A 17,726-nucleotide genomic window follows, 5' to 3' on the forward strand; every position below is an offset into this window, starting at 1 on the left:
TTGCTTTTTCAGTTGGCGCCAGTGCCAATAGCCGGGTGACGCAATAGATCGCCTTCCTTGATGCCGTCCCGGGCGGCCGTGCCGGCCTTGAGTTCGAGCACGAAGCGCACGGGTTGTCCCGGCGAGATGATCGCTTCGGATTCGGGCTCGCCGCGCTTGATGGCTTTGATCCTGCCGTCCTCGCCGATGAAGATGAGGTCGAGCGCCATCGGCGTGTTCTTCATCCAGAAGTCCACCTCATCCGTTCTTTCGAAGACGAACAACATGCCGTGATCGTCTGCCATGGTCCGGCGAAACATCAGTCCCGCCTCGCGTTCGGCGGAGGTATCGGCGATCTCGATGGAGAAGGAACGCTCGCCCGAACCGGTCGACACCACAAGCGGTGTCCGGTCGGTCGGCAGCAGCATCGCATCCGCCGAACTCGGCTTCGCAGCGATGAAACAGGCGGCGAAAACGATCGCGGCGCAGAATACGCCCGCGGTCAGCCAATTGCGATGAGCCATGGGTTACCTCGTCCAGACGCTCGTCCTAAACCATGATCCGGACAAGTGGAACCGGTTTTCGGACAAGATGGTCGCGCCGCGGCAAAGGGACCTTTCGACTGCGTCGAGAAGCCCTCAGTGCGAGACCGACAAGGTGCCCATATCGGGGTGGATTTCGGCGGCCATAAGGCCTTTGTCGCCGCGTCCGAAGCGGACGAGCACGACCTGCCCGGGCCGGAGCTCGGTTATGCCGTAGCGCCGCAGCGTTTCCATGTGGACGAAGATATCTTCTGTCTCCTCGCCCCTCGTCAGGAAGCCGAAACCCTTGGTGCGATTGAACCACTTGACCAAGGCCCGCTCGAGGCCGCTCTCCGGGTTGACGGTAACGTGGGTGCGCTGTTCCTGCTCTGCTGGGTGGACAGCCGTCGAGGCATCCATGGAAAGGACGCGGAAAGCCTGCAAGCCGCGCTCGCCCTGTTTGACCAGGCAGACGACCCGCGCGCCCTCGAGCGCCGTCTGGAAGCCGTCCCTTCGAAGACAAGTCACATGGAGGAGAATATCGCCCGAGACGCCGTCGTCAGGAAGAATGAAGCCGTAGCCCTTCGCCACGTCGAACCATTTGATAGCGCCGGCGATTTCGACAAGCTCAGCGGGGTCGCCGCCATTGTCCCGCTGCAAGGCGTCGTCAAGGCTTCCGTCCCGCCTCGTAAAAGAGGCTTTTTCCCCCATAAGAATGCCCCCCTTTTCAACTGAACCGCAACTGATTCTTGCCAAGAGATTAACACTGCGACTTCCGGGGTGTGCAAGGGCTGACGTGCCTTTTTTCACCGTTCAGCACCGGAAAGGCTGAAATGTCGTTTGCCGGCGCTTCCGGAATCCGAAATCGCAAGGCCTGAAATCGATCGCGCCGCCGCTATTGTCGGACGATTGCCCTTTCCCCGGACGGCCCCTATGGTGCCCCGCAACCCAACACTTTGAGGAAGCCGCCATGCGTTACCTGCACACAATGGTCCGCGTCGCCGATATCGACCAGTCGCTCGATTTCTACTGCAACAAGCTCGGCCTGAAGGAGGTGCGCCGCTACGAGAACGAGCAGGGCCGCTACACGCTTGTCTTCCTCGCCGCGTCGGAAGACGAGCAGAGCGGCACCAATGAAAAGGCGCCGCTGGTCGAGCTGACCTACAATTGGGACCCGGAAGACTATAAGGGCGGCCGCAATTTCGGCCATCTCGCCTATGAGGTCGACGACATCTACGCCACCTGCCAGAAGCTGATGGACAATGGCGTGACCATCAATCGTCCGCCGCGCGATGGCAACATGGCGTTTATCCGCTCGCCGGACGGCATCTCGATCGAACTCCTGCAGAAAGGTCCCGCCAAGGCAAAGGCCGAACCGTGGGCCTCGATGGCAAACACGGGCGTCTGGTAAGCCGGCGCTCCACGCCGATTTGACCGGCGACCGCTGGCATTCCGCCAGGCCTTGCTTATCTATCCGGAATTGGCGCCAGCCTCATCCAGGCTGGCGTTTCTTCATCCGCCAGGAGAATTTCATGCCGATCAGCCGCGCCGATGTCGCCACCGAACATGCCAGCCGCTACCTGCAGCAGCTCTGCAAGCACTGGTCGCATAAATTCCCGGTCGAGTTCGACCCGCAGCACGGCGCCATCCAGCTCTCGATCGGCCGCACCGTGATGGACGCCGACGACAAGGCCCTGCACATCGCTCTGGCCGCCGACGACGAAGCTTCGCTGGGGCGGCTGGAGAGCGTCGTCGCCGACCATATCAAGCGCTTCGCCTTCCGCGAGGAATTGAGCTTCGACTGGCAAAAGGCCGCTTAAGTTCCAAAGCAATTCCAGGAAAAGTGCTTCGCGGCTAGGCTCGGCGACTTCGCCGTAGCCTTCCGTCCGGAATTGCGCACAATGATTGGTCAGCCGCCGGCCTTGCCGGCCATTTCGAGCAGCGCCATCACACTGCGCCAGTTGCGTGCCGTGCCCGGCACCTTCAGCGTGCGCGCAATGAGATTGGCGAAGACCGATTTGCCGAGCCCGTCCGGCGCATGCAGGTAAAGCACGTCGCCCTTGATCTCGAAGCGTTCGGGGCCGGTGCATTTGTCGGAGAGCCGCTGTGTCTCCTCTGCGGTCGGCTCGCGCTCCAACGCATAGGCATGGAGCTTGGTCGGTTCGCCGGCGACCTCGGGATAGGGATTGTCCTTCACCAGCCGCTCGAACCAGCCGGCATCACGCACCATGATGCGCGAATGAAAGCCCCATTCCTTCTCGAAGGCCGCCTCGATCTCCCTGGTCAGCGTCGCCGCGTCCTCCTTCTTCGCCCGGAACACGACATTGCCGCTCTGCACATAGGTCGCGACGTCGGCGAAGCCGAGGCTTTCGAAGAAGGCCTTGAGCTCCGCCATCTTGACGATGCGGTTGCCGCCGACATTGATGCCGGAAAACAGCGCGACGAAGACCGTGCTTGTTTTTGCGCTCATATGATGAACCCCGCCAGCGTCTCGTTGTCGGTGATGTCTTGATATTGCACGCCTTCGGCGTCGAAGTTGGCTTTCAGCAGGTCGAAATTGCGCCGGTCCTTGGTTTCGATGCCGATCAGCACCGAACCGAAATTGCGCGCCGACTTCTTCAGATACTCGAAGCGGGCGATGTCGTCGTCGGGGCCGAGCATTTCGAGGAAATCGCGCAGCGCGCCCGGTCGTTGCGGGAAGCGGATAATGAAATACTTTTTCAGCCCCTCGAAGCGCAGCGCCCTCTCCTTTACGTCCGGCAGCCGCTCGAAATCGAAATTGCCGCCGGAGACGACAGCGACGATGGTCTTGCCCCTGATCTCCTTGCGTGAAAAATCCTTGAGCGCGTCGATCGCCAGCGCTCCGGCGGGCTCCAGCACGACGCCCTCGACATTGAGCATCTCGATCATGGTGGCGCAGAGCCGGTTCTCCGGGACGAGGCGGACGGCATCGGCGGTGAAGTCCTTGAGATGGCGCAACGGCTCCCGGCCGATCTCGGCCACCGCGGCGCCGTCGACGAAATTGTCGACCTTGGCGAGCTTGACCCGCTTGCCGCCGGCAAGGCTCTCACGCAGGCTTGGCGCGCCCGCCGGCTCGCAGAACACGAAGCGCGGATCGCGATGCTGATCGGCGAAATAATGCGTCACCCCGGCAGCCAGTCCGCCACCGCCGACCGGCAGCATGACGATGTCGGGCACGCGGGCGCTCGGCATCTGGGCCGCGATCTCGTGGGCGACCGTCGCCTGGCCCTCGATGATGTCCTTGTGGTCGAAGGGCGGCACCATATGCGCACCAGCGGCTTCCGTGAATTCGAAGGCGGCGCGATAGCAATCGTTGAAGAAGTCGCCGACCAGCCTGATTTCGACGAAATCGCCGCCGAACAGCCGCGTCTTGTCGATCTTCTGCTGCGGCGTCGTCACCGGCATGAACACGACGCCCTTCTTGCCGAAATGGCGGCAGACGAAGGCAAAGCCCTGGGCGTGATTGCCTGCCGAGGCGCAGACGAACAGTTCGGCATTGTTGCCGGCGGCGAGCGCCTTGCGGAAGAAGTTGAAGGCGCCCCTGATCTTGTAGGAACGCACCGGCGTCAGGTCCTCGCGCTTCAAAAGGATGCGGGCGCCTGTCTTCTTCGACAGATAGTTGTTCTCCTGCAGCGGCGTTTCCGTGAAGATTCCGCGGATCGCTTCGGCGGCCACGGCAACGCGGGCGGAAAAGCTGTTCACTGAAAGTCCCTCGTTTCGACAGTCGGCACGCGGCAGAATGGCAATGACCCGTGCCGGCAATCTTCCTGCCGCCGTTTTGGCTTTCGCGCAACAGTGCGATGGCCGCCGCCCGACGCTGAGCCAATTTCCGCTGGACACGACTTACTTTAGCCGCACTTCGGCTGTCCGGGAGGTTTTCGCGGAGGTGGACGGCCAATCGTGGCCGGAATGGAATTGCCAGTGAAAGTGTCGACGTGCGGTTGAAGACAATTCTGATCATTGCCTTTGCCCTGCTGATAGCAGGCTGCGCGGGCCACCAGACGCAGGAAATCCTGGGCAGCGTCGTCGTGCCGACGACGGCGACCGAGATCGCCGGCAACCACTCGATCTTCATCGCCACGACCCGCAAGCGCTCCGACGACCCGAACAAGGTTTTTGACGGCGAACGCTCGGCGACGCTCAACTATGCGCGTGTCAACGTCACCGTTCCCCCCATTCACCAGACCGGCCAGATCGAGCGCCGTTCGCGCGGCAAGTCGAACGACCCGACGAAGTATTTCATGGCCTCCGAAGTCGTCGGCTACGACACGCAGCCGAAATTCGCCAGCGCCCTCAACGCCGACATCGACGCCCGCGGCGGCCGCGTCATGGTTTTCGTCCACGGCTACAACACCGGCTTCGACGACGCCGTCTACCGACTGACCCAGATCGTCCACGATTCCGGCTATCCGGGCACGCCGGTGCTGTTCTCCTGGGCTTCCGGCGCCAAGACCACCGACTATGTCTATGACAAGGAAAGCGCCGCCGCCGCCCGCGACCAGTTGGAGGTGACGTTGCGGATGCTGGCGCAGACCGGCGCCCGGCGCATCGACATCGTCGCCCATTCGATGGGAACCTGGGTGACGATGGAGACGCTGCGCCAGCTCGCCATCACCGGCGACCGCGATCTCAGCGGCAAGCTCGGCGACGTCGTGCTTGCCTCGCCCGACATCGATGTCGACGTCTTCAAGAGCCAGATGCGCCGCTATGGCAAGCCGGACAAGCCCTTCATCCTGCTCCTGTCGGACGACGACCGGGCGCTGAGGCTCTCCGGCCTGATCGCCGGCTCGCGGCCGCGCGTCGGCGATTATCGGGATGCCGCCGATCTCGCCTCCTACGGCGTCACCGTGGTCGACCTTTCCAAGGTCAAGGGCGCTGACAGCTTCAACCACACCAAATTCGCCGACAACCCGATGATGGTGCAGATGATCGGACAGCGTCTGCGCGAGGATGATGGCTTTGCCAGCGATCGTGATGTGACGGACCGCATCCGTCAGTTGGCTGCGCAGTAACCGTATCGGTGCGGGTTCCGCGCCCGTAGGGACTTTGAACTGGACCCGGCCGCTCTCTGGCTTTATCGGAGTAATAGAGAGGTTTGCCGCCCTTGGGGGATCCCGGGTGACTGTGCATGTGAAGATCGTTGTCGGCCTTGCCTTCACGCTCGCCCTCGCCGGCTGCGCCGGTCCCACGCACGACCTGCTCAACCGCAAGGCGGTCGCGGCGTCTGCCTCCGACATAGCCGGCACACACGAGATCTTCGTCGCCACGACCCGCCAGCAGGCGACCAAGGATCCGCGCCAGGTCTTCGACGGCGACCGTTCGCTGACCACCCTCTATGCCCGCGTCGACGTCACCGTGCCGAAGATCCATCAGGTCGGCGCGATCGAGCGCGCCAAGGGCTCGGCCGACTCTAACCCGGCCAAGCAGTTCACCGCCACCGATGTCGTCCACTATGGCGACGCGCAGCAATTCGCCAAGGCGGTCGGCGCCGACATTTCCATGCGCGGCGACCGCGCTTTGGTGTTCGTGCACGGCTTCAACAACGGTTTTGACGACGGCATCTATCGGCTGACGCAGATCGCGCACGACACCAAATATCCGGGTACGCCGGTGCTGTTCTCATGGGCGTCGAGCGCCAAGGCGACCGGCTACATCTACGACAAGGACAGTTCGACCGCCGCGCGCGACGACCTCGAGGCGACGCTGCGGATGCTTGCCAAGACGAAGGTCAAGAGCATCGATATCATCGCCCATTCGATGGGCACCTGGCTGACGATGGAGGCGCTGCGCCAGCTTGCCATCACCGGCGACCGCGATCTCAATGGCAAGCTCGGCTACGTCATCCTCGCCTCGCCCGACATCGACGTCGATGTCTTCAAGAAGCAGATGATCCGCTACGGCAAGCCCGACAAGCCTTTCGCCATCCTGCTTTCGGGCGACGACCGGGCGCTGAAGCTGTCGAGCTTCATTTCCGGCGACAAACCGCGCGTCGGCGACTACGGCAACGCGGCCGATCTCGCCAATTATGGCGTGACGGTCGTCGACCTGACCCAGGCCAAGGGCGGCGACGGCGGCCTGAACCATGCCAAATTCGCCGACAACCCGATCCTGGTGCAACTGCTGGGCAACCGGCTGCGCACGCCGGCCGGGCTTGCTTCGGACGAGCCCGACCCGGTGCAGCTCAACAATATCGGCCAGGGCCTCGGCAAGGCGGTCGGCTCGGTCGCCGAGGTCGTCATCACCACGCCGTTCAAGGTGCTGACCATCGCCACCGGCGGATGACTTGCCCTAGTCTAGATAAAAAGATCGACCTTCTGGAACGTCGTCACGTCGACAAGGCCGACGTCCGAGATCCTGAGTTCCGGAATGACCACCAGCGCCAGCAGCGAGTGCTGCATATAGGCGTTATTGAGCGAGCAGCCGACCTTGCGCATCGCCTCGGTCAGTTGCTCGGCTTTGGCCGCGACGATCTCGGCGCGTTCGTCGGACATCAGGCCGGCGATCGGCATCTCGACCAGCGCCAGTTCCTTGCCCTTGGAATAAAGCACGACGCCGCCGCCCACCTCGCTCAGCCGGTTGACGGCCAAAGCCATGTCCTCCTTGTTGGTGCCGACGACGATGATGTGGTGCGCGTCATGCGCCACGCTGGACGCCATCGCGCAGTCTTTCACATAGCCGAAGCCGGAAACGAAGGCGTTGGTGACGCCGCCGGTGCCGCGATGCCGCTCGACCAGGGCGATCTGGCAGATGTCGTTGCGGCGATCCATGGCGACCAGCCCGTCCTCGACCGGCAGGTCGGCTTCCAGAGCGCGCGTCGGCGCCTGGTTCTCGATCACGCCGATCACCCGCGCCCGCACCTCGTTGGCGCCCTGCGGCGCGGGAATGTCGAAGTCCTTCGCCGCGAGCTTCTTGCCGAGCTTGACCGTGTTCTTCGCCGATTGCGGATAGTCATAGGCCGCAATGTCGATCTCCAGCTTGCCGCCCTTCGCCAGCCGGACACCGCGGGCATAGACTTCATCTATGGTCATCTGGGCAAGGTCCGAAACGATCAGCAGATCGGCGAGCCGTCCGGGCGCGATGGAGCCGATCTCGCGCTCCAGCCTGAAATGCTGCGCGGTGTTGAGCGTCGCCATCTGGATCGCCGTCACCGGCTTCAGGCCCTGGCTGATGGCGTGCCGCACCACCCGGTCCATATGGCCTTCATGCACGACCGTGCCGGAATGGCTGTCATCGGTGCACAGGATGAAGCTACGCGGGTCGATGCCGCCTTCCGTCACCGCCTTGATCTGCGCCGCGACGTCGTACCAGGCCGACCCCAGCCTCAGCATCGCCTTCATGCCCTGGCGCACACGCGCGATCGCATCCTCGGCACGTGTGCCTTCATGGTCGTCCTCCGCCCCGCCCGCGACATAGCCATGGAACGGCAGGCCGAGATCAGGCGATGCATAATGCCCGCCGACCGTCTTGCCGGCCTTGACCGTCTCGGCGATCTCGCCCGACATCACCGGATCGTTGGCGGCGACGCCCGGGAAATTCATCACCTCGCCGAGGCCGATGATGTTTTCCCAGGTCATGGCCTCGGCCACGTCGGCGACCGTCAATTCGGCGCCGGCATGTTCCAGCCCCGGCGCCGAGGGCACGCAGGACGGCATCTGCACATGCACGTTGATCGGCATTGCGACCGCCTCGTCATGCATCAGCCGCACGCCCGGCAATCCAAGCACATTGGCGATCTCGTGCGGGTCGATGAACATCGAGGTCGTGCCGTGCGGGATGACCGCGCGGCAGAATTCCGTCACCGTCACCATGCCGCTCTCGACGTGCATGTGCGCGTCGCAAAGGCCGGGCACCAGATAGCGCCCGCCGGCATCGACGACCTTCGTTCCCTGCCCGATGGCATGGCCGGCGTTCGGCCCGCAATAGGCGAAACGGCCGGCGGCGATCGCGATATCGGTGCCGGGGATGATCTCGCCCGAATGGACGTTCACCCAGCGACCGTTGCGGATGACCAGATCGGCCGGCTTTCGGCCCATCGCGACGTCGACCAGATGTGTCGCCACCTCCGTCCACGGCTTTGGCTTTGCGGCGCTTGTCGGCTTGGCGTTCGTCATCGGCGAGTCCTCTGCATGGGCCACTTTGGCAAATGTCGGCGTCCGGAGCCAGAGCGTCAGGTCGTAAACCACTGTTGCAGAGATGCAATTCCGTTTCGTGGCGAATGGAGCTAGTCTGTTGCGAGGAGTTGTTCGAAACCGCCATTTCGGAGCGCTCGATGCGTCGACTGACGTTCGCCAGTGCTGGCTTTCTTGCCCTGCTGTCCGGATCTGCCCGGGCGGCGGATCTGGGTAGCGATCTGCCGATGACCGCAGCCGGCTTCGACTGGACCGGCTATTATGCCGGCATGCAGGCCGGCTATGGCTGGGGCCGGTCCGAAATCACCGGCGACGATGGCGGCCCGTTTTCGGTGAAGCCCGACATCGACGGCGGTTTCGTCGGCGGCCATGTCGCGGGGCTCTGGCAGTTCGACCAGGCTGTGATCGGCGCCGAGGCCGATCTCAACTACGCCTCGATCGACGGCACCGCCGGCGCCGGGCCGGCAAACACATTCGGCACCGACGTCAAGTGGTTCGGATCGATCAATGCCAAGGCCGGCTACGCCATGGATCGCGTGCTGATCTATGGCATCGGCGGCGTCGCTTTCGCCGGCATCGAAACCTCGCAGGCGGCGGCAGGCTCGGCCTTTGCCCGAACCCGCACCAGCACCGGCTGGACCCTCGGCGCCGGCGTCGACTATGCCTTGACCAACAATGTCGTCGTCGGCGCGCAATACCGCTACTACGATTTCGGCAAGGAGCATTTCGATGCGCCGGACACCTTCGCCGACCGCGATCAGGACGTGAAGCTGCAGACGCTTGGCGTGAATTTCAGCTATAAGTTCTGAGGCTCGCGGCGCCGCGACGATGCGGAACACCCCTCCCGCATGTCTTGAAAATTCAGGTGGCCGGCGCCCGCAGGGGGCGGGGGAATGGGTAGGGGCCTGATAGACGCCGGCCTCGGCGGATCGATCCGCCGCGTGGCCAAACCTAGCGCTCCTTCAGCAATCCGTAATTCCGCGATCGCGCCACTTTGCCACCTTGCGGACGAACATGGCTGATATGTTTGCCGAAAGGTTGCGGGCGACCGGTCAGGATCGGCGCGAGACGGTCTTTCCCTCCGGCATCGCCTTGAGGCATTCCTCCAGCCGCCGCAGCCGCGCTTTTTGCCAGCGCAGCGTGTGCGCGACTTCATGCAGGTTCCATTTGGCCTTCGAATTGGCGGCCTCGATCAGTCCCCGCTCGAGCCGATCGATCTCGGAGCGCAGCTGCCGCGCCTCCGCCTCCCGTAGCCCTCTGATCCAGCCCGCCCCACGCATGGTTCCACCATCAAAGCCGGCCACATGCTCGCAGACAAACGCTAATGAGATCGGTTTGGAGAGCTTTGTATTTTAAACATCACTAATATTAAACCTACGCGATGGCCGCCCGCGTAAACTGCGGACGATCGGAAACATCGCTTGACGGCTCATATCAGGCATTTGAAAAGGGGCACGCCTGCGGACGTGGCGGAATTGGTAGACGCAAGGGACTTAAAATCCCTCGATCTCTGATCGTACGGGTTCGATTCCCGTCGTCCGCACCACCCCTCGCTCTTCGAGCTTCGGGTGGCAGGCCACCGAATGCCGAAGCATCGCAGCCGAGACAGAGTCAAACCTTGATCGGATTGAGCTTCAGATGCTGGATCAGGATGATCGTCTTGGCATCGACGATGCGGCCGTCGGCGATACCGGCCAGCGCCTCGTCCAATGGCATTTCCAGAACCTCGATATCCTCGCCCTCCTCCGGCGCGCCGCCGCCGGCCGAGATGCGGTCGGCCGGCGAGTAGCGCGCGGTGAAGAACCAGAGCCGTTCCGTCACGCTGCCCGGGCTCATGAACGGCGAGAACAGCCGCTCGACATCCTTCAGGCGGTAACCCAGTTCCTCTTCCGCCTCCTTGCGGATGGCGGTTTCGGGGTCGTTTTCGTCGAGCAGCCCGGCGCAGGCCTCGATCAGCGGCTCGCGGTGGCCCACGGCGTAAGCCGGAAAGCGGAATTGACGCACCAGAAGGACGGTCGAGCGTTGCGGATCGAAGGGCAGGATCACCGCGCCGTCGCCGCGATCGTAGGTCTGGCGGGTCTGTGTCTCCCATCGCCCGTCGCGGCGGCGATAGTCGAGCACCGTCTTCTTCAGCACCGCCCAGTCGTCCGAAAGGACCTCCTCCGAACGGATGCGAATGCGATCTTCCATGGCGACCTCCGTATTCGCGGCAAAGGGGTAACGATGAAAGGTGACGCACGCAATCCAGGAAACCGATTGGCCTCGAAACCGACTGGTCCAGCGGGCGTTTCACCGGCTCGTGTCTGGCGCGACGCGCCGCGACTGCCTAGATAGCGATATCTTCCCAGGAGCCCGTTTCATGACGTCATCGCTTTTCCAGCCGATCACCCTCGGCGGCCTCACCTTCTCCAACCGCATCGCGGTCGCCCCCATGTGCCAGTATTCGGCCGAGGACGGCTCGGCCAGCGACTGGCATCTCTATCATTGGATGAACCTGGCAATGTCGGGCGCCGGCATGGTTACCGTCGAGATGACCGATGTCGAGCGGCGCGGACGCATCTCGCACGGCTGCCTCGGGCTTTATTCCGACGACAACGAGGCGGCCGCCAAGCGCACGCTCGACGCCGCCAGGCGCGTCGCCGCGCCCGGCACGAAATTCGGCGTCCAGCTCGCTCATGCCGGCCGCAAGGCCTCCAACCGCAAACCTTGGGAAGGCGGCGGTCCGCTGCAGCCTGGCGAAGACCCCTGGCAGACGGTTTCGGCCTCCGCCATCGCCTATGACACGGGCTGGAATGTGCCGCATGCGCTGTCGGATGACGAGATCCTGGAACTCATTGCGCGTTTTGCGCAGTCGGCCGTGCGCGCCGAACGCGCCGGCTTCGACTTTGCCGAACTGCACGCCGCGCATGGCTATCTGATCTTCCAGTTCCTCTCGCCGCTCTCCAACCAGCGGACGGACCGCTGGGGCGGGTCGCTGGAAAACCGCATGCGCTTCGTGGTCGAAATCGCAAGGGCGGTGAGGAAGGCCGCCCCGTCCATGATGCTGGGGGCGCGCCTTTCGGTGAAGGAATGGGTCGACGGCGGTTTCGACGTCGAGGACGCGATCGAGGTGGCCAAGGCGCTGAAGGCCGAGGGCGTCGCCTATTTGTGCTGCTCCAGCGGCGGCAATTCGCCCCTGCAGCAGGTGCCGCCCGGCCCCGGCTACCAGGTGCATCTGGCGGAAGCTGTGCGCAAGGGCGCCGGTATCCCGACGCGCGCCGTGGGACTGATCGACGACCCGAGCCAGGCCGAGGCGATCGTTGCCGACGGTCATGCCGACATGGTGGCGCTGGCGCGTGCATTCCTCGCCGACCCGCGCTGGGGCTGGCGCGCGGCGGCGGCGTTCGGCGAGGAAATCCATCCGGCGCCGCAACTGGCGCGCTCGGTGACGACGATGCGGCATTGGATGAAGGCCGTCGGCTAAAGCAATTCCAGGAAAAGTGCGACACGGTCAGGCTCGGCGGCTTCGCCGTGGCCTTCCGTCCGGAATTGCGTCAAAACAAAATCGGAAATCGGCAGGGTCCTGAGACGTTTGGGCGCAGGATCCTCGTCACAACTGCAACCAATTTGGCCGCTTTACGTTGGCGGCCATGATGGACAACAAACCCTTTGAAAAGCCGGTGGTGGTCGAACTCGGCCATGTCGGCAAATACCGCCATATAAGCAGCACCCGCGAGGCCGCCGAGTGCCTGATGACTGTTTGGCCGCTCAATCGCGGCGATCGCCATCGTGATGCTCTCGACACTTGCCTCAAAGCGCTAGAAGGTTATCGTTCGACAGCGGACGCACGTCGCGCCCTTGTCGAGGCGGCCAGGGAATCGGAAGTTCTGGTTCCCGACGACAGGCTGCCCGACGGAAAGCTGCACTGAGCATGCTTCTTAACCGGAGGATTCCATGGCGAAGCTGACTTACAAGATCGTCGAGCATGATGGCGGCTGGGCCTACAAGGTCGGCTCAACGTTTTCCGAGACTTTCCGCACGCACCAAGAGGCGCTGCGCGCCGCCGAGATCGCCTCGTCCGAGCAGCAGGTCGCCGGTACCACCGACGGCATCCAATATGAGGACGCCGAAGGCACGTGGCATGACGAGCTTGCCGACGGCCGCGACCGGCCGCAGACCGAAGTCTCCGACTAAGGAACCGCCCCGCGACCGGCAAAGCCCTATGGGCTTCATGCCGGCCGCCGGTGGCTATGCGGCGCTACTTTCCGCAATAATGGTCGTTGACGTTCTGTTGCGAGTTGGCATCCGGACCGGGTGTGGTGTCGGCGCATGGCCCGATAGCACCGGTGCTGCCGTAGGTAGCCAGCCCGGAGCTTCCGTTGATGCTGCCTGTGGTATAGGGATCCACCTGCTCGCTCACGGCGGGACGATGGTCGCGGTGCCACCACCACCAGTCATCTGATGATTGCGCCATGGCCGCGCCACCCATGGCCAGCACCAGCGCCGAAGCTGCAATAAGTCTTGTAAGCATCGGATTTCTCCATTCTCTTGATCGCAAAGTTCGTGGGACCACAGCCCCACAGCGACAAAAACGAAACCCTGGGTTGGGTGGGAAGGTTCCCCTGGAATTTCCGGGTGGGACAGAATGTCCGACACTTTTGCGTGACGCCGCGTGAAGAGCCGCAAGGCATTGCCGTAGCCGCCGGCCGAAATCAATCCACCTTGGCGAAGGCGCGCTCGGCGATACGCTGGATAAAGCCGACGACCCGTTCGGGGTCCGCAAATTGCGGCATGTGGCCGAGACCTTCGACCCGTTCGAAGTCGAGGCCCCCGATCTTGTCCAGCATCGGTTCGCCATGCACGGCCTCGGCGACCACCTGGTCGCCGGCGCCGAACAGAATGCCTGCCGGCATCGCCATGTCGCGGTAACGCTTTTCGATCTGGCCAAGGTCCCGCTCCACGGCCACGACGTCAGTGGATGTGGCGAAATAGTGGGACGGACGCAAGCCGAGCCAACCGCCGCCGCCGATCATGTAGTCCACGGGAACCGCTTGCGGCGCGAAAATGAACCGCAGCGTCGGCTGCGCGTAGCGAAGGCCGAGCGGTATCGCCACCGTATGGGCCAGGACGCGGCGCAGCAGCCGGGACGGAACATAGAGCAGGTCAAATCCCTGACGACGCCTCGCGTCCAGATGCGTCAGCGGCGAGAGTAGCGCAATGCCGGAAATCGCTGTCGGATGCCCGGTCGCTAGCGCAAGCGCGATGGCCCCACCGAGCGAATGGCCGACGACCAAAGGCCGCTCCAGGCGCAATTCCTCGATGAAGCGCCGCACGATGTCCGCCTGTTCGGGCAGCCGGCCGGTGGCGCCGCTTGCCCGGACCGAATAGCCGGAGCCCGGCCGGTCGAGCGCGATCAGCCGGTAGCCGGCGCCGAAGCGCCCGAACAGCGTGTGGCGGAAATGGTGGAGTTGGGCGCCGAGCCCGTGCACAAAGACGATCGGCCTGCCGTCGCCCTCTTCCACATAGTGGATGCGGTTGCCGTCGATCTCGACGAATTTCCCGCAAGCCGGCACCAGTCTCTCGGCCTTTGCCGCGATCCGCCAGGTCGCAACCATCAGGGCAAGCACGATGATGGCCACCGCAACGAGCAAGCCGGCAACCAGCCACGAGACAACCCATATCAGCATGCTTTCACCCCAGGCCGACCGACCGCACCATATCCGCAACGGCCGCCGCCACAAGCGGATATCCGGCTTTCACATTGCGGCCGGCCGCCGGCCGCGTTATCTCAGGCGACCTTTTGCGCCGGAGCCCGCCATGCCTGAAATCGTCACCGCCGCCATGCTCGTCATCGGCGACGAAATCCTCTCCGGCCGCACCAAGGACAAGAACATCGGCCACCTCGCCGACATCATGACCGCGATCGGCATCGACCTGAAGGAAGTGCGCATCGTCCCCGACGAGGAGGACGAGATCGTTGCCGCGGTGAATGCCGTGCGCGCCCGCTATACCTATGTCTTTACGACCGGCGGCATCGGCCCGACGCATGACGATATCACCGCCGACTCCATCGCCAAGGCCTTCGGCGTGCCCTGCGAATACGACGCCAAGGCCTACGCGCTGCTCGAGGCAAGCTATGCCGGGCGCGGCATCGAATTCACCGAAGCGCGCAAGCGCATGGCGCGCATGCCGCGCGGCGCCGACCACATCGACAATCCGGTCTCCGTCGCGCCGGGCTTCCGCATCGGCAACGTCCATGTCATGGCCGGCGTGCCGTCGATCTTCCAGGCCATGCTCGAAAATGTGGTGCCGACGCTCAAGGCCGGCACAAAAATGCTGTCGGCGACCGTGCATTGCCCGTTCGGCGAAGGCCTGATCGGCGGGCCGCTGGCCGATATCCAAAAAGCGCATCCCGACACCATCATCGGCTCGTACCCCAAATATGGCGACGGCAAGTTCTGGACCGAGCTCGTCGTCCGCGCCCGCAGCGAGGAAGCCCTCGAGGCCGCGCGCAAGGACGTCGAGGCGATGGTGGCGGGGTTCGCCGAGGCGGGCTGACCCGGCGGTTCGGCTGGAACCAGTCAACGCGCTGAGGCGTTCCCTTTGCCGCGCGGATGCGCAGGCAAGACAATTGAGGGACCGGTCATGCGCTTCAAGACAATCGTCGCCATATTGCAGAACGAACAGGACGCCGAGCGCGTGCTCGATTGCGCCATTCCGCTTGCCGACAGGTTCGAGAGCCACCTCGTCGGCATCCATGCCGAGGCGCTTCCCGTGCCCTACACGTCGGCCACCGGCTTCCCGGATACCGAATTCCTGCAGGTCTCGGCCGAGATGAACAAGGAACGCGCCGACAAATTGCAGGCCTATTTCCTGCAGCGGATCGAGGAATCCGGCCTGTCCTTCGAATGGCGAAGCCTGGAGAGCTTCTCCGGCGACAGCGCGCTGACCGGCATATCGAGCGTGCGCGCCGCCGATCTGATCATCGCCGCGCAGCGCGATGCCGGCGGCGACCCGAGCGCCGACGTCGACACGCTGGTCTACGACGCCGGCCGGCCGGTGCTGGTCGTGCCCCATGCCGGACCGCTGGTCACCACCTTCAGACGTGTGCTGCTTGCCTGGAACGGCAGCAAGGAAGCGGCTCGCGCTGCGTTCGATGCCCTGCCCTTCATCGCCGAGGCCGACAAGACCGACATTCTCGTCATCGATCCGCCGGAGACGCTGGATGAATCTCCGGAAGCCGCCGGCGCCGAGATCGCCGCGGCGCTGTCTCGCCACGGCGCCAATGTCAGCGTCTGCGTGCAGAAATCCGGCGGCACTTCGGTCGACGACATGATTCAGGCCAGGATCGCAGAATCCGGCGCCGATCTTCTGGTGCTAGGCGCATACAGTCACTCCTGGCTGCGCCAGCTTCTGTTCGGCGGCGTCACCCGCACGGTGCTGCGCACCACGAACGTGGCGGCTTTCCTATCGCGTTAGGGTGTATTTCCTGAGTCCACAGCCATCGCCGGCCCTGCCCTTGCCAAGCCTGGCGCTTTCCGGCTAATTCCGCCTGCATTCCAGTGTTTCTGCGCGCCACGGCGCGCCTTGCGGAGTGCGAACCATGTCCCTTCCCGAAAAAGCCTTTCCCGTCTCCTGGGACCAGTTCCACCGCGATGCCCGCGCGCTTTCCTGGCGGCTGTCCGGCGCCAACAAGGGACAGTGGAAAGCAATCGTCTGCATCACCCGCGGCGGCCTGGTGCCCGCGGCCATCATCGCGCGCGAGCTCGGCATCCGCGTCATCGAGACGGTGTGCGTCGCCTCCTATCATGACTATACCAGCCAGGGTCAGCTGCAGGTCCTCAAGGAGATTTCGCCTCCGCTGCTCGCCGATGACGGGGCCGGCGTGCTCATCATCGACGACCTGACCGATACCGGCAAGACGGCCGGTATCGTGCGCGCCATGATGCCCAAGGCGCATTTCGCCACCGTCTATGCCAAGCCGAAGGGCCGGCCGCTGGTCGACACGTTCGTCACCGAGGTCAGCCAGGACACCTGGATCTACTTTCCCTGGGACATGGGCTTCACTTATCAGAAGCCGATCGCGGACGATCACGCCGGCTGAACGGCCATCATATTTTCCAGAGAATCTGCCTCAAACGGCGTCGCGTGGTCGAGTTGACGGGCACGACTACTTTGCGAGACTGACTTTTTCTGGTGGGGTTTTCCGGTGGAGTGAAGTTTTTTACTTTTAAAGCCCACAATTCGCCCTAAGATTCGTAAGGTGGCAAAACGATTCTGGAGGCTTGGGGCAGCTTCTTACCATGTTGACGAGGCCAACGACGCACAACCAGATGGCCGAAAGAGTCCGGCGGCTCTTCGGCGTCGCGCCTTGTCGCCTGCAGGTTGCCGCCTTGCCGTGGCGCGAGGGCGAGAACGGCGTCGAGATCATGCTGATCACCAGCCGCGACACCGGGCGCTGGGTGCTGCCCAAGGGCTGGCCGGAGGCCAGGGAGCCGCTTTGCGAGGCGGCTGCCCGTGAAGCAGGCGAGGAAGCCGGGTTGCGCGGCAAGGTATCGCATCTTGAAGCCGGTCGCTATTTCTATGCCAAAGTCCTCGCCTCCGGCGAGGAAGTGCCTTGCGAGGTCCTGGTCTTTCCGCTGCATGTCGACCGTGTCGCGGATCGCTGGAAAGAGAAGCGCGCACGAACGCGCAAATGGGTTGGCCCGAACGAAGCCGTCCGCATGGTCAACGAGCCCGACCTTTGCCAGATCATCGCCAGCTTCTGCGCCGCGCCGCGCAAATTCGCCTGATTCAAAGCAATTTCAGGAAAAGTGTGAAGCGGCTAGTTCCCCGACACAGGGATTTTGAAGGGCTGTCGTTGCCTTGTGCAGGATTTCAGCGCAAACGCCGGGGATTGTCGAAGCCGCCCCAACCTCGTCATTCCAGGGTCTTCGCGACGGAGCTTCGCTCCTGCTTCGCCCTGGAATGACGATCGCGACGGGCGTTTAGGCCAATCTCCAACGCATGCCCCTGCCAAACGCAAACAGAGCCGATGGGTCAAAATCCCTCTTCTGGGGAACTAACTTCGCCGTGGCCTTCCATCCGGAATGGCGTC

21 protein-coding genes and 1 tRNA gene are annotated in these 17,726 nt (G+C 63.6%); 13 read left to right on the plus strand and 9 right to left on the minus strand.

The window, feature by feature from the left end; all coding sequences use genetic code 11:
- Positions 1–8: 8 nt before the first annotated feature.
- Together FJ414_RS20325 and FJ414_RS20330 are read right to left on the minus strand one after the other, a co-directional pair.
- Positions 9–503 (minus strand): DUF192 domain-containing protein, encoded by a 495-nt coding sequence (locus FJ414_RS20325; protein WP_140646129.1) that lies wholly within the window; start codon positions 501–503, stop codon positions 9–11.
- Between the two features lie 114 nt (positions 504–617).
- Entirely contained in the window at positions 618–1,211 is a 594-nt protein-coding gene (locus FJ414_RS20330) for a cold-shock protein (protein WP_140646193.1), read from the minus strand.
- Positions 1,212–1,470: 259 nt separating this feature from the next.
- On the opposite strand from FJ414_RS20330, the gene gloA reads away from it, so the two are divergent.
- On the plus strand, positions 1,471–1,911 hold the full coding sequence (gene gloA / locus FJ414_RS20335; RefSeq protein ID WP_140646130.1) for a lactoylglutathione lyase: 441 nt from the start codon (positions 1,471–1,473) through the stop codon (positions 1,909–1,911).
- Between the two features lie 121 nt (positions 1,912–2,032).
- On the plus strand, positions 2,033–2,320 hold the full coding sequence (locus FJ414_RS20340; protein ID WP_140646131.1) for a DUF2218 domain-containing protein: 288 nt from the start codon (positions 2,033–2,035) through the stop codon (positions 2,318–2,320).
- A gap of 89 nt (positions 2,321–2,409) precedes the next feature.
- Here FJ414_RS20340 and FJ414_RS20345 read toward each other — a convergent pair whose 3' ends face one another.
- Positions 2,410–2,970 carry a DUF1697 domain-containing protein gene (locus FJ414_RS20345; RefSeq protein WP_140646132.1) on the minus strand — a complete coding sequence of 187 codons (561 nt, stop codon included), beginning with the start codon at positions 2,968–2,970 and terminating at the stop codon, positions 2,410–2,412.
- On the minus strand, positions 2,967–4,223 hold the full coding sequence (gene ilvA, locus FJ414_RS20350; RefSeq protein WP_140646133.1) for a threonine ammonia-lyase IlvA: 1,257 nt from the start codon (positions 4,221–4,223) through the stop codon (positions 2,967–2,969). The genes FJ414_RS20345 and ilvA overlap by 4 nt, the downstream gene beginning before the upstream one ends.
- Before the next feature lie 233 nt (positions 4,224–4,456).
- Between ilvA and FJ414_RS20355 the strand changes: the two genes are divergently transcribed.
- The gene (locus tag FJ414_RS20355; RefSeq protein ID WP_140646134.1) at positions 4,457–5,533 is read left to right on the plus strand and encodes an alpha/beta hydrolase; all 1,077 of its coding nucleotides are present in this window, start codon (positions 4,457–4,459) and stop codon (positions 5,531–5,533) included.
- Positions 5,534–5,639: 106 nt separating this feature from the next.
- Entirely contained in the window at positions 5,640–6,803 is a 1,164-nt protein-coding gene (locus FJ414_RS20360; protein WP_140646135.1) for an alpha/beta hydrolase, read from the plus strand.
- Between the two features lie 11 nt (positions 6,804–6,814).
- On the opposite strand, the gene ade is transcribed toward FJ414_RS20360, so the two are convergent.
- The gene (gene ade / locus FJ414_RS20365) at positions 6,815–8,632 is read right to left on the minus strand and encodes an adenine deaminase (protein WP_140646136.1); all 1,818 of its coding nucleotides are present in this window, start codon (positions 8,630–8,632) and stop codon (positions 6,815–6,817) included.
- Positions 8,633–8,790: 158 nt separating this feature from the next.
- Here ade and FJ414_RS20370 point away from each other — a divergent pair, with 158 nt between their 5' ends.
- On the plus strand, positions 8,791–9,459 hold the full coding sequence (locus tag FJ414_RS20370; protein ID WP_140646137.1) for an outer membrane protein: 669 nt from the start codon (positions 8,791–8,793) through the stop codon (positions 9,457–9,459).
- Positions 9,460–9,702: 243 nt separating this feature from the next.
- On the opposite strand, the gene FJ414_RS20375 is transcribed toward FJ414_RS20370, so the two are convergent.
- Entirely contained in the window at positions 9,703–9,930 is a 228-nt protein-coding gene (locus FJ414_RS20375) for a hypothetical protein (protein ID WP_140646138.1), read from the minus strand.
- A gap of 180 nt (positions 9,931–10,110) precedes the next feature.
- Between FJ414_RS20375 and FJ414_RS20380 the strand changes: the two genes are divergently transcribed.
- Positions 10,111–10,196, plus strand: a tRNA-Leu gene (locus tag FJ414_RS20380).
- Positions 10,197–10,261: 65 nt separating this feature from the next.
- Here FJ414_RS20380 and FJ414_RS20385 read toward each other — a convergent pair.
- Complete coding sequence (locus tag FJ414_RS20385; RefSeq protein WP_140646139.1) at positions 10,262–10,840, minus strand: NUDIX domain-containing protein; 579 nt, start codon at positions 10,838–10,840, stop codon at positions 10,262–10,264.
- A 169-nt stretch (positions 10,841–11,009) separates the two neighbouring features.
- On the opposite strand from FJ414_RS20385, the gene FJ414_RS20390 reads away from it, so the two are divergent.
- From FJ414_RS20390 to FJ414_RS20400, 3 genes are all read left to right on the plus strand, one after another.
- Positions 11,010–12,113 (plus strand): NADH:flavin oxidoreductase/NADH oxidase, encoded by a 1,104-nt coding sequence (locus FJ414_RS20390; RefSeq protein ID WP_140646140.1) that lies wholly within the window; start codon positions 11,010–11,012, stop codon positions 12,111–12,113.
- A 166-nt stretch (positions 12,114–12,279) separates the two neighbouring features.
- Positions 12,280–12,558: a DUF982 domain-containing protein gene (locus FJ414_RS20395; RefSeq protein ID WP_140646141.1), complete on the plus strand. Its 279-nt coding sequence runs from the start codon at positions 12,280–12,282 to the stop codon at positions 12,556–12,558.
- Positions 12,559–12,583: 25 nt separating this feature from the next.
- A complete protein-coding gene (locus FJ414_RS20400; RefSeq protein ID WP_095765137.1) occupies positions 12,584–12,823 on the plus strand; it encodes a DUF2188 domain-containing protein in 240 nt (79 codons plus the stop codon).
- A gap of 64 nt (positions 12,824–12,887) precedes the next feature.
- Here the strand turns inward: FJ414_RS20400 and FJ414_RS20405 are convergent, their stop codons facing one another.
- Both FJ414_RS20405 and FJ414_RS20410 read right to left on the minus strand, forming a co-directional pair.
- Entirely contained in the window at positions 12,888–13,160 is a 273-nt protein-coding gene (locus tag FJ414_RS20405; protein ID WP_140646142.1) for a hypothetical protein, read from the minus strand.
- A gap of 181 nt (positions 13,161–13,341) precedes the next feature.
- Complete coding sequence (locus FJ414_RS20410; protein ID WP_140646143.1) at positions 13,342–14,316, minus strand: alpha/beta fold hydrolase; 975 nt, start codon at positions 14,314–14,316, stop codon at positions 13,342–13,344.
- A 130-nt stretch (positions 14,317–14,446) separates the two neighbouring features.
- On the opposite strand from FJ414_RS20410, the gene FJ414_RS20415 reads away from it, so the two are divergent.
- From FJ414_RS20415 to FJ414_RS20430, 4 genes are all read left to right on the plus strand, one after another.
- The gene (locus FJ414_RS20415) at positions 14,447–15,187 is read left to right on the plus strand and encodes a competence/damage-inducible protein A (RefSeq protein ID WP_140646144.1); all 741 of its coding nucleotides are present in this window, start codon (positions 14,447–14,449) and stop codon (positions 15,185–15,187) included.
- A gap of 87 nt (positions 15,188–15,274) precedes the next feature.
- Positions 15,275–16,108 carry a universal stress protein gene (locus tag FJ414_RS20420; protein ID WP_140646145.1) on the plus strand — a complete coding sequence of 278 codons (834 nt, stop codon included), beginning with the start codon at positions 15,275–15,277 and terminating at the stop codon, positions 16,106–16,108.
- A 124-nt stretch (positions 16,109–16,232) separates the two neighbouring features.
- Entirely contained in the window at positions 16,233–16,733 is a 501-nt protein-coding gene (gene gpt, locus FJ414_RS20425) for a xanthine phosphoribosyltransferase (protein WP_095765134.1), read from the plus strand.
- 199 nt (positions 16,734–16,932) lie between these two features.
- Positions 16,933–17,421 (plus strand): NUDIX hydrolase, encoded by a 489-nt coding sequence (locus FJ414_RS20430; RefSeq protein ID WP_140646146.1) that lies wholly within the window; start codon positions 16,933–16,935, stop codon positions 17,419–17,421.
- Positions 17,422–17,726 lie beyond the last annotated feature (305 nt).

The sequence above is a fragment of the Mesorhizobium sp. B3-1-6 genome (genome assembly GCF_006439555.1).
Taxonomy (GTDB): Bacteria; Pseudomonadota; Alphaproteobacteria; order Rhizobiales; family Rhizobiaceae; genus Mesorhizobium.

Excerpts from the sequence above, each read along its gene's own strand:
- FJ414_RS20325 (WP_140646129.1), bottom strand. The coding sequence starts at position 503 with ATGGCTCATCGCAATTGGCTGACCGCGGGCGTATTCTGCGCCGCGATC.
- FJ414_RS20330 (WP_140646193.1), bottom strand. The coding sequence starts at position 1,211 with ATGGGGGAAAAAGCCTCTTTTACGAGGCGGGACGGAAGCCTTGACGAC.
- gloA (WP_140646130.1), top strand. The coding sequence starts at position 1,471 with ATGCGTTACCTGCACACAATGGTCCGCGTCGCCGATATCGACCAGTCG.
- FJ414_RS20340 (WP_140646131.1), top strand. The coding sequence starts at position 2,033 with ATGCCGATCAGCCGCGCCGATGTCGCCACCGAACATGCCAGCCGCTAC.
- FJ414_RS20345 (WP_140646132.1), bottom strand. The coding sequence starts at position 2,970 with ATGAGCGCAAAAACAAGCACGGTCTTCGTCGCGCTGTTTTCCGGCATC.
- ade (WP_140646136.1), bottom strand. The coding sequence starts at position 8,632 with ATGACGAACGCCAAGCCGACAAGCGCCGCAAAGCCAAAGCCGTGGACG.
- FJ414_RS20370 (WP_140646137.1), top strand. The coding sequence starts at position 8,791 with ATGCGTCGACTGACGTTCGCCAGTGCTGGCTTTCTTGCCCTGCTGTCC.
- FJ414_RS20375 (WP_140646138.1), bottom strand. The coding sequence starts at position 9,930 with ATGCGTGGGGCGGGCTGGATCAGAGGGCTACGGGAGGCGGAGGCGCGG.
- FJ414_RS20385 (WP_140646139.1), bottom strand. The coding sequence starts at position 10,840 with ATGGAAGATCGCATTCGCATCCGTTCGGAGGAGGTCCTTTCGGACGAC.
- FJ414_RS20390 (WP_140646140.1), top strand. The coding sequence starts at position 11,010 with ATGACGTCATCGCTTTTCCAGCCGATCACCCTCGGCGGCCTCACCTTC.
- FJ414_RS20395 (WP_140646141.1), top strand. The coding sequence starts at position 12,280 with ATGATGGACAACAAACCCTTTGAAAAGCCGGTGGTGGTCGAACTCGGC.
- FJ414_RS20400 (WP_095765137.1), top strand. The coding sequence starts at position 12,584 with ATGGCGAAGCTGACTTACAAGATCGTCGAGCATGATGGCGGCTGGGCC.
- FJ414_RS20405 (WP_140646142.1), bottom strand. The coding sequence starts at position 13,160 with ATGCTTACAAGACTTATTGCAGCTTCGGCGCTGGTGCTGGCCATGGGT.
- FJ414_RS20410 (WP_140646143.1), bottom strand. The coding sequence starts at position 14,316 with ATGCTGATATGGGTTGTCTCGTGGCTGGTTGCCGGCTTGCTCGTTGCG.
- FJ414_RS20415 (WP_140646144.1), top strand. The coding sequence starts at position 14,447 with ATGCCTGAAATCGTCACCGCCGCCATGCTCGTCATCGGCGACGAAATC.
- FJ414_RS20420 (WP_140646145.1), top strand. The coding sequence starts at position 15,275 with ATGCGCTTCAAGACAATCGTCGCCATATTGCAGAACGAACAGGACGCC.
- gpt (WP_095765134.1), top strand. The coding sequence starts at position 16,233 with ATGTCCCTTCCCGAAAAAGCCTTTCCCGTCTCCTGGGACCAGTTCCAC.
- FJ414_RS20430 (WP_140646146.1), top strand. The coding sequence starts at position 16,933 with ATGTTGACGAGGCCAACGACGCACAACCAGATGGCCGAAAGAGTCCGG.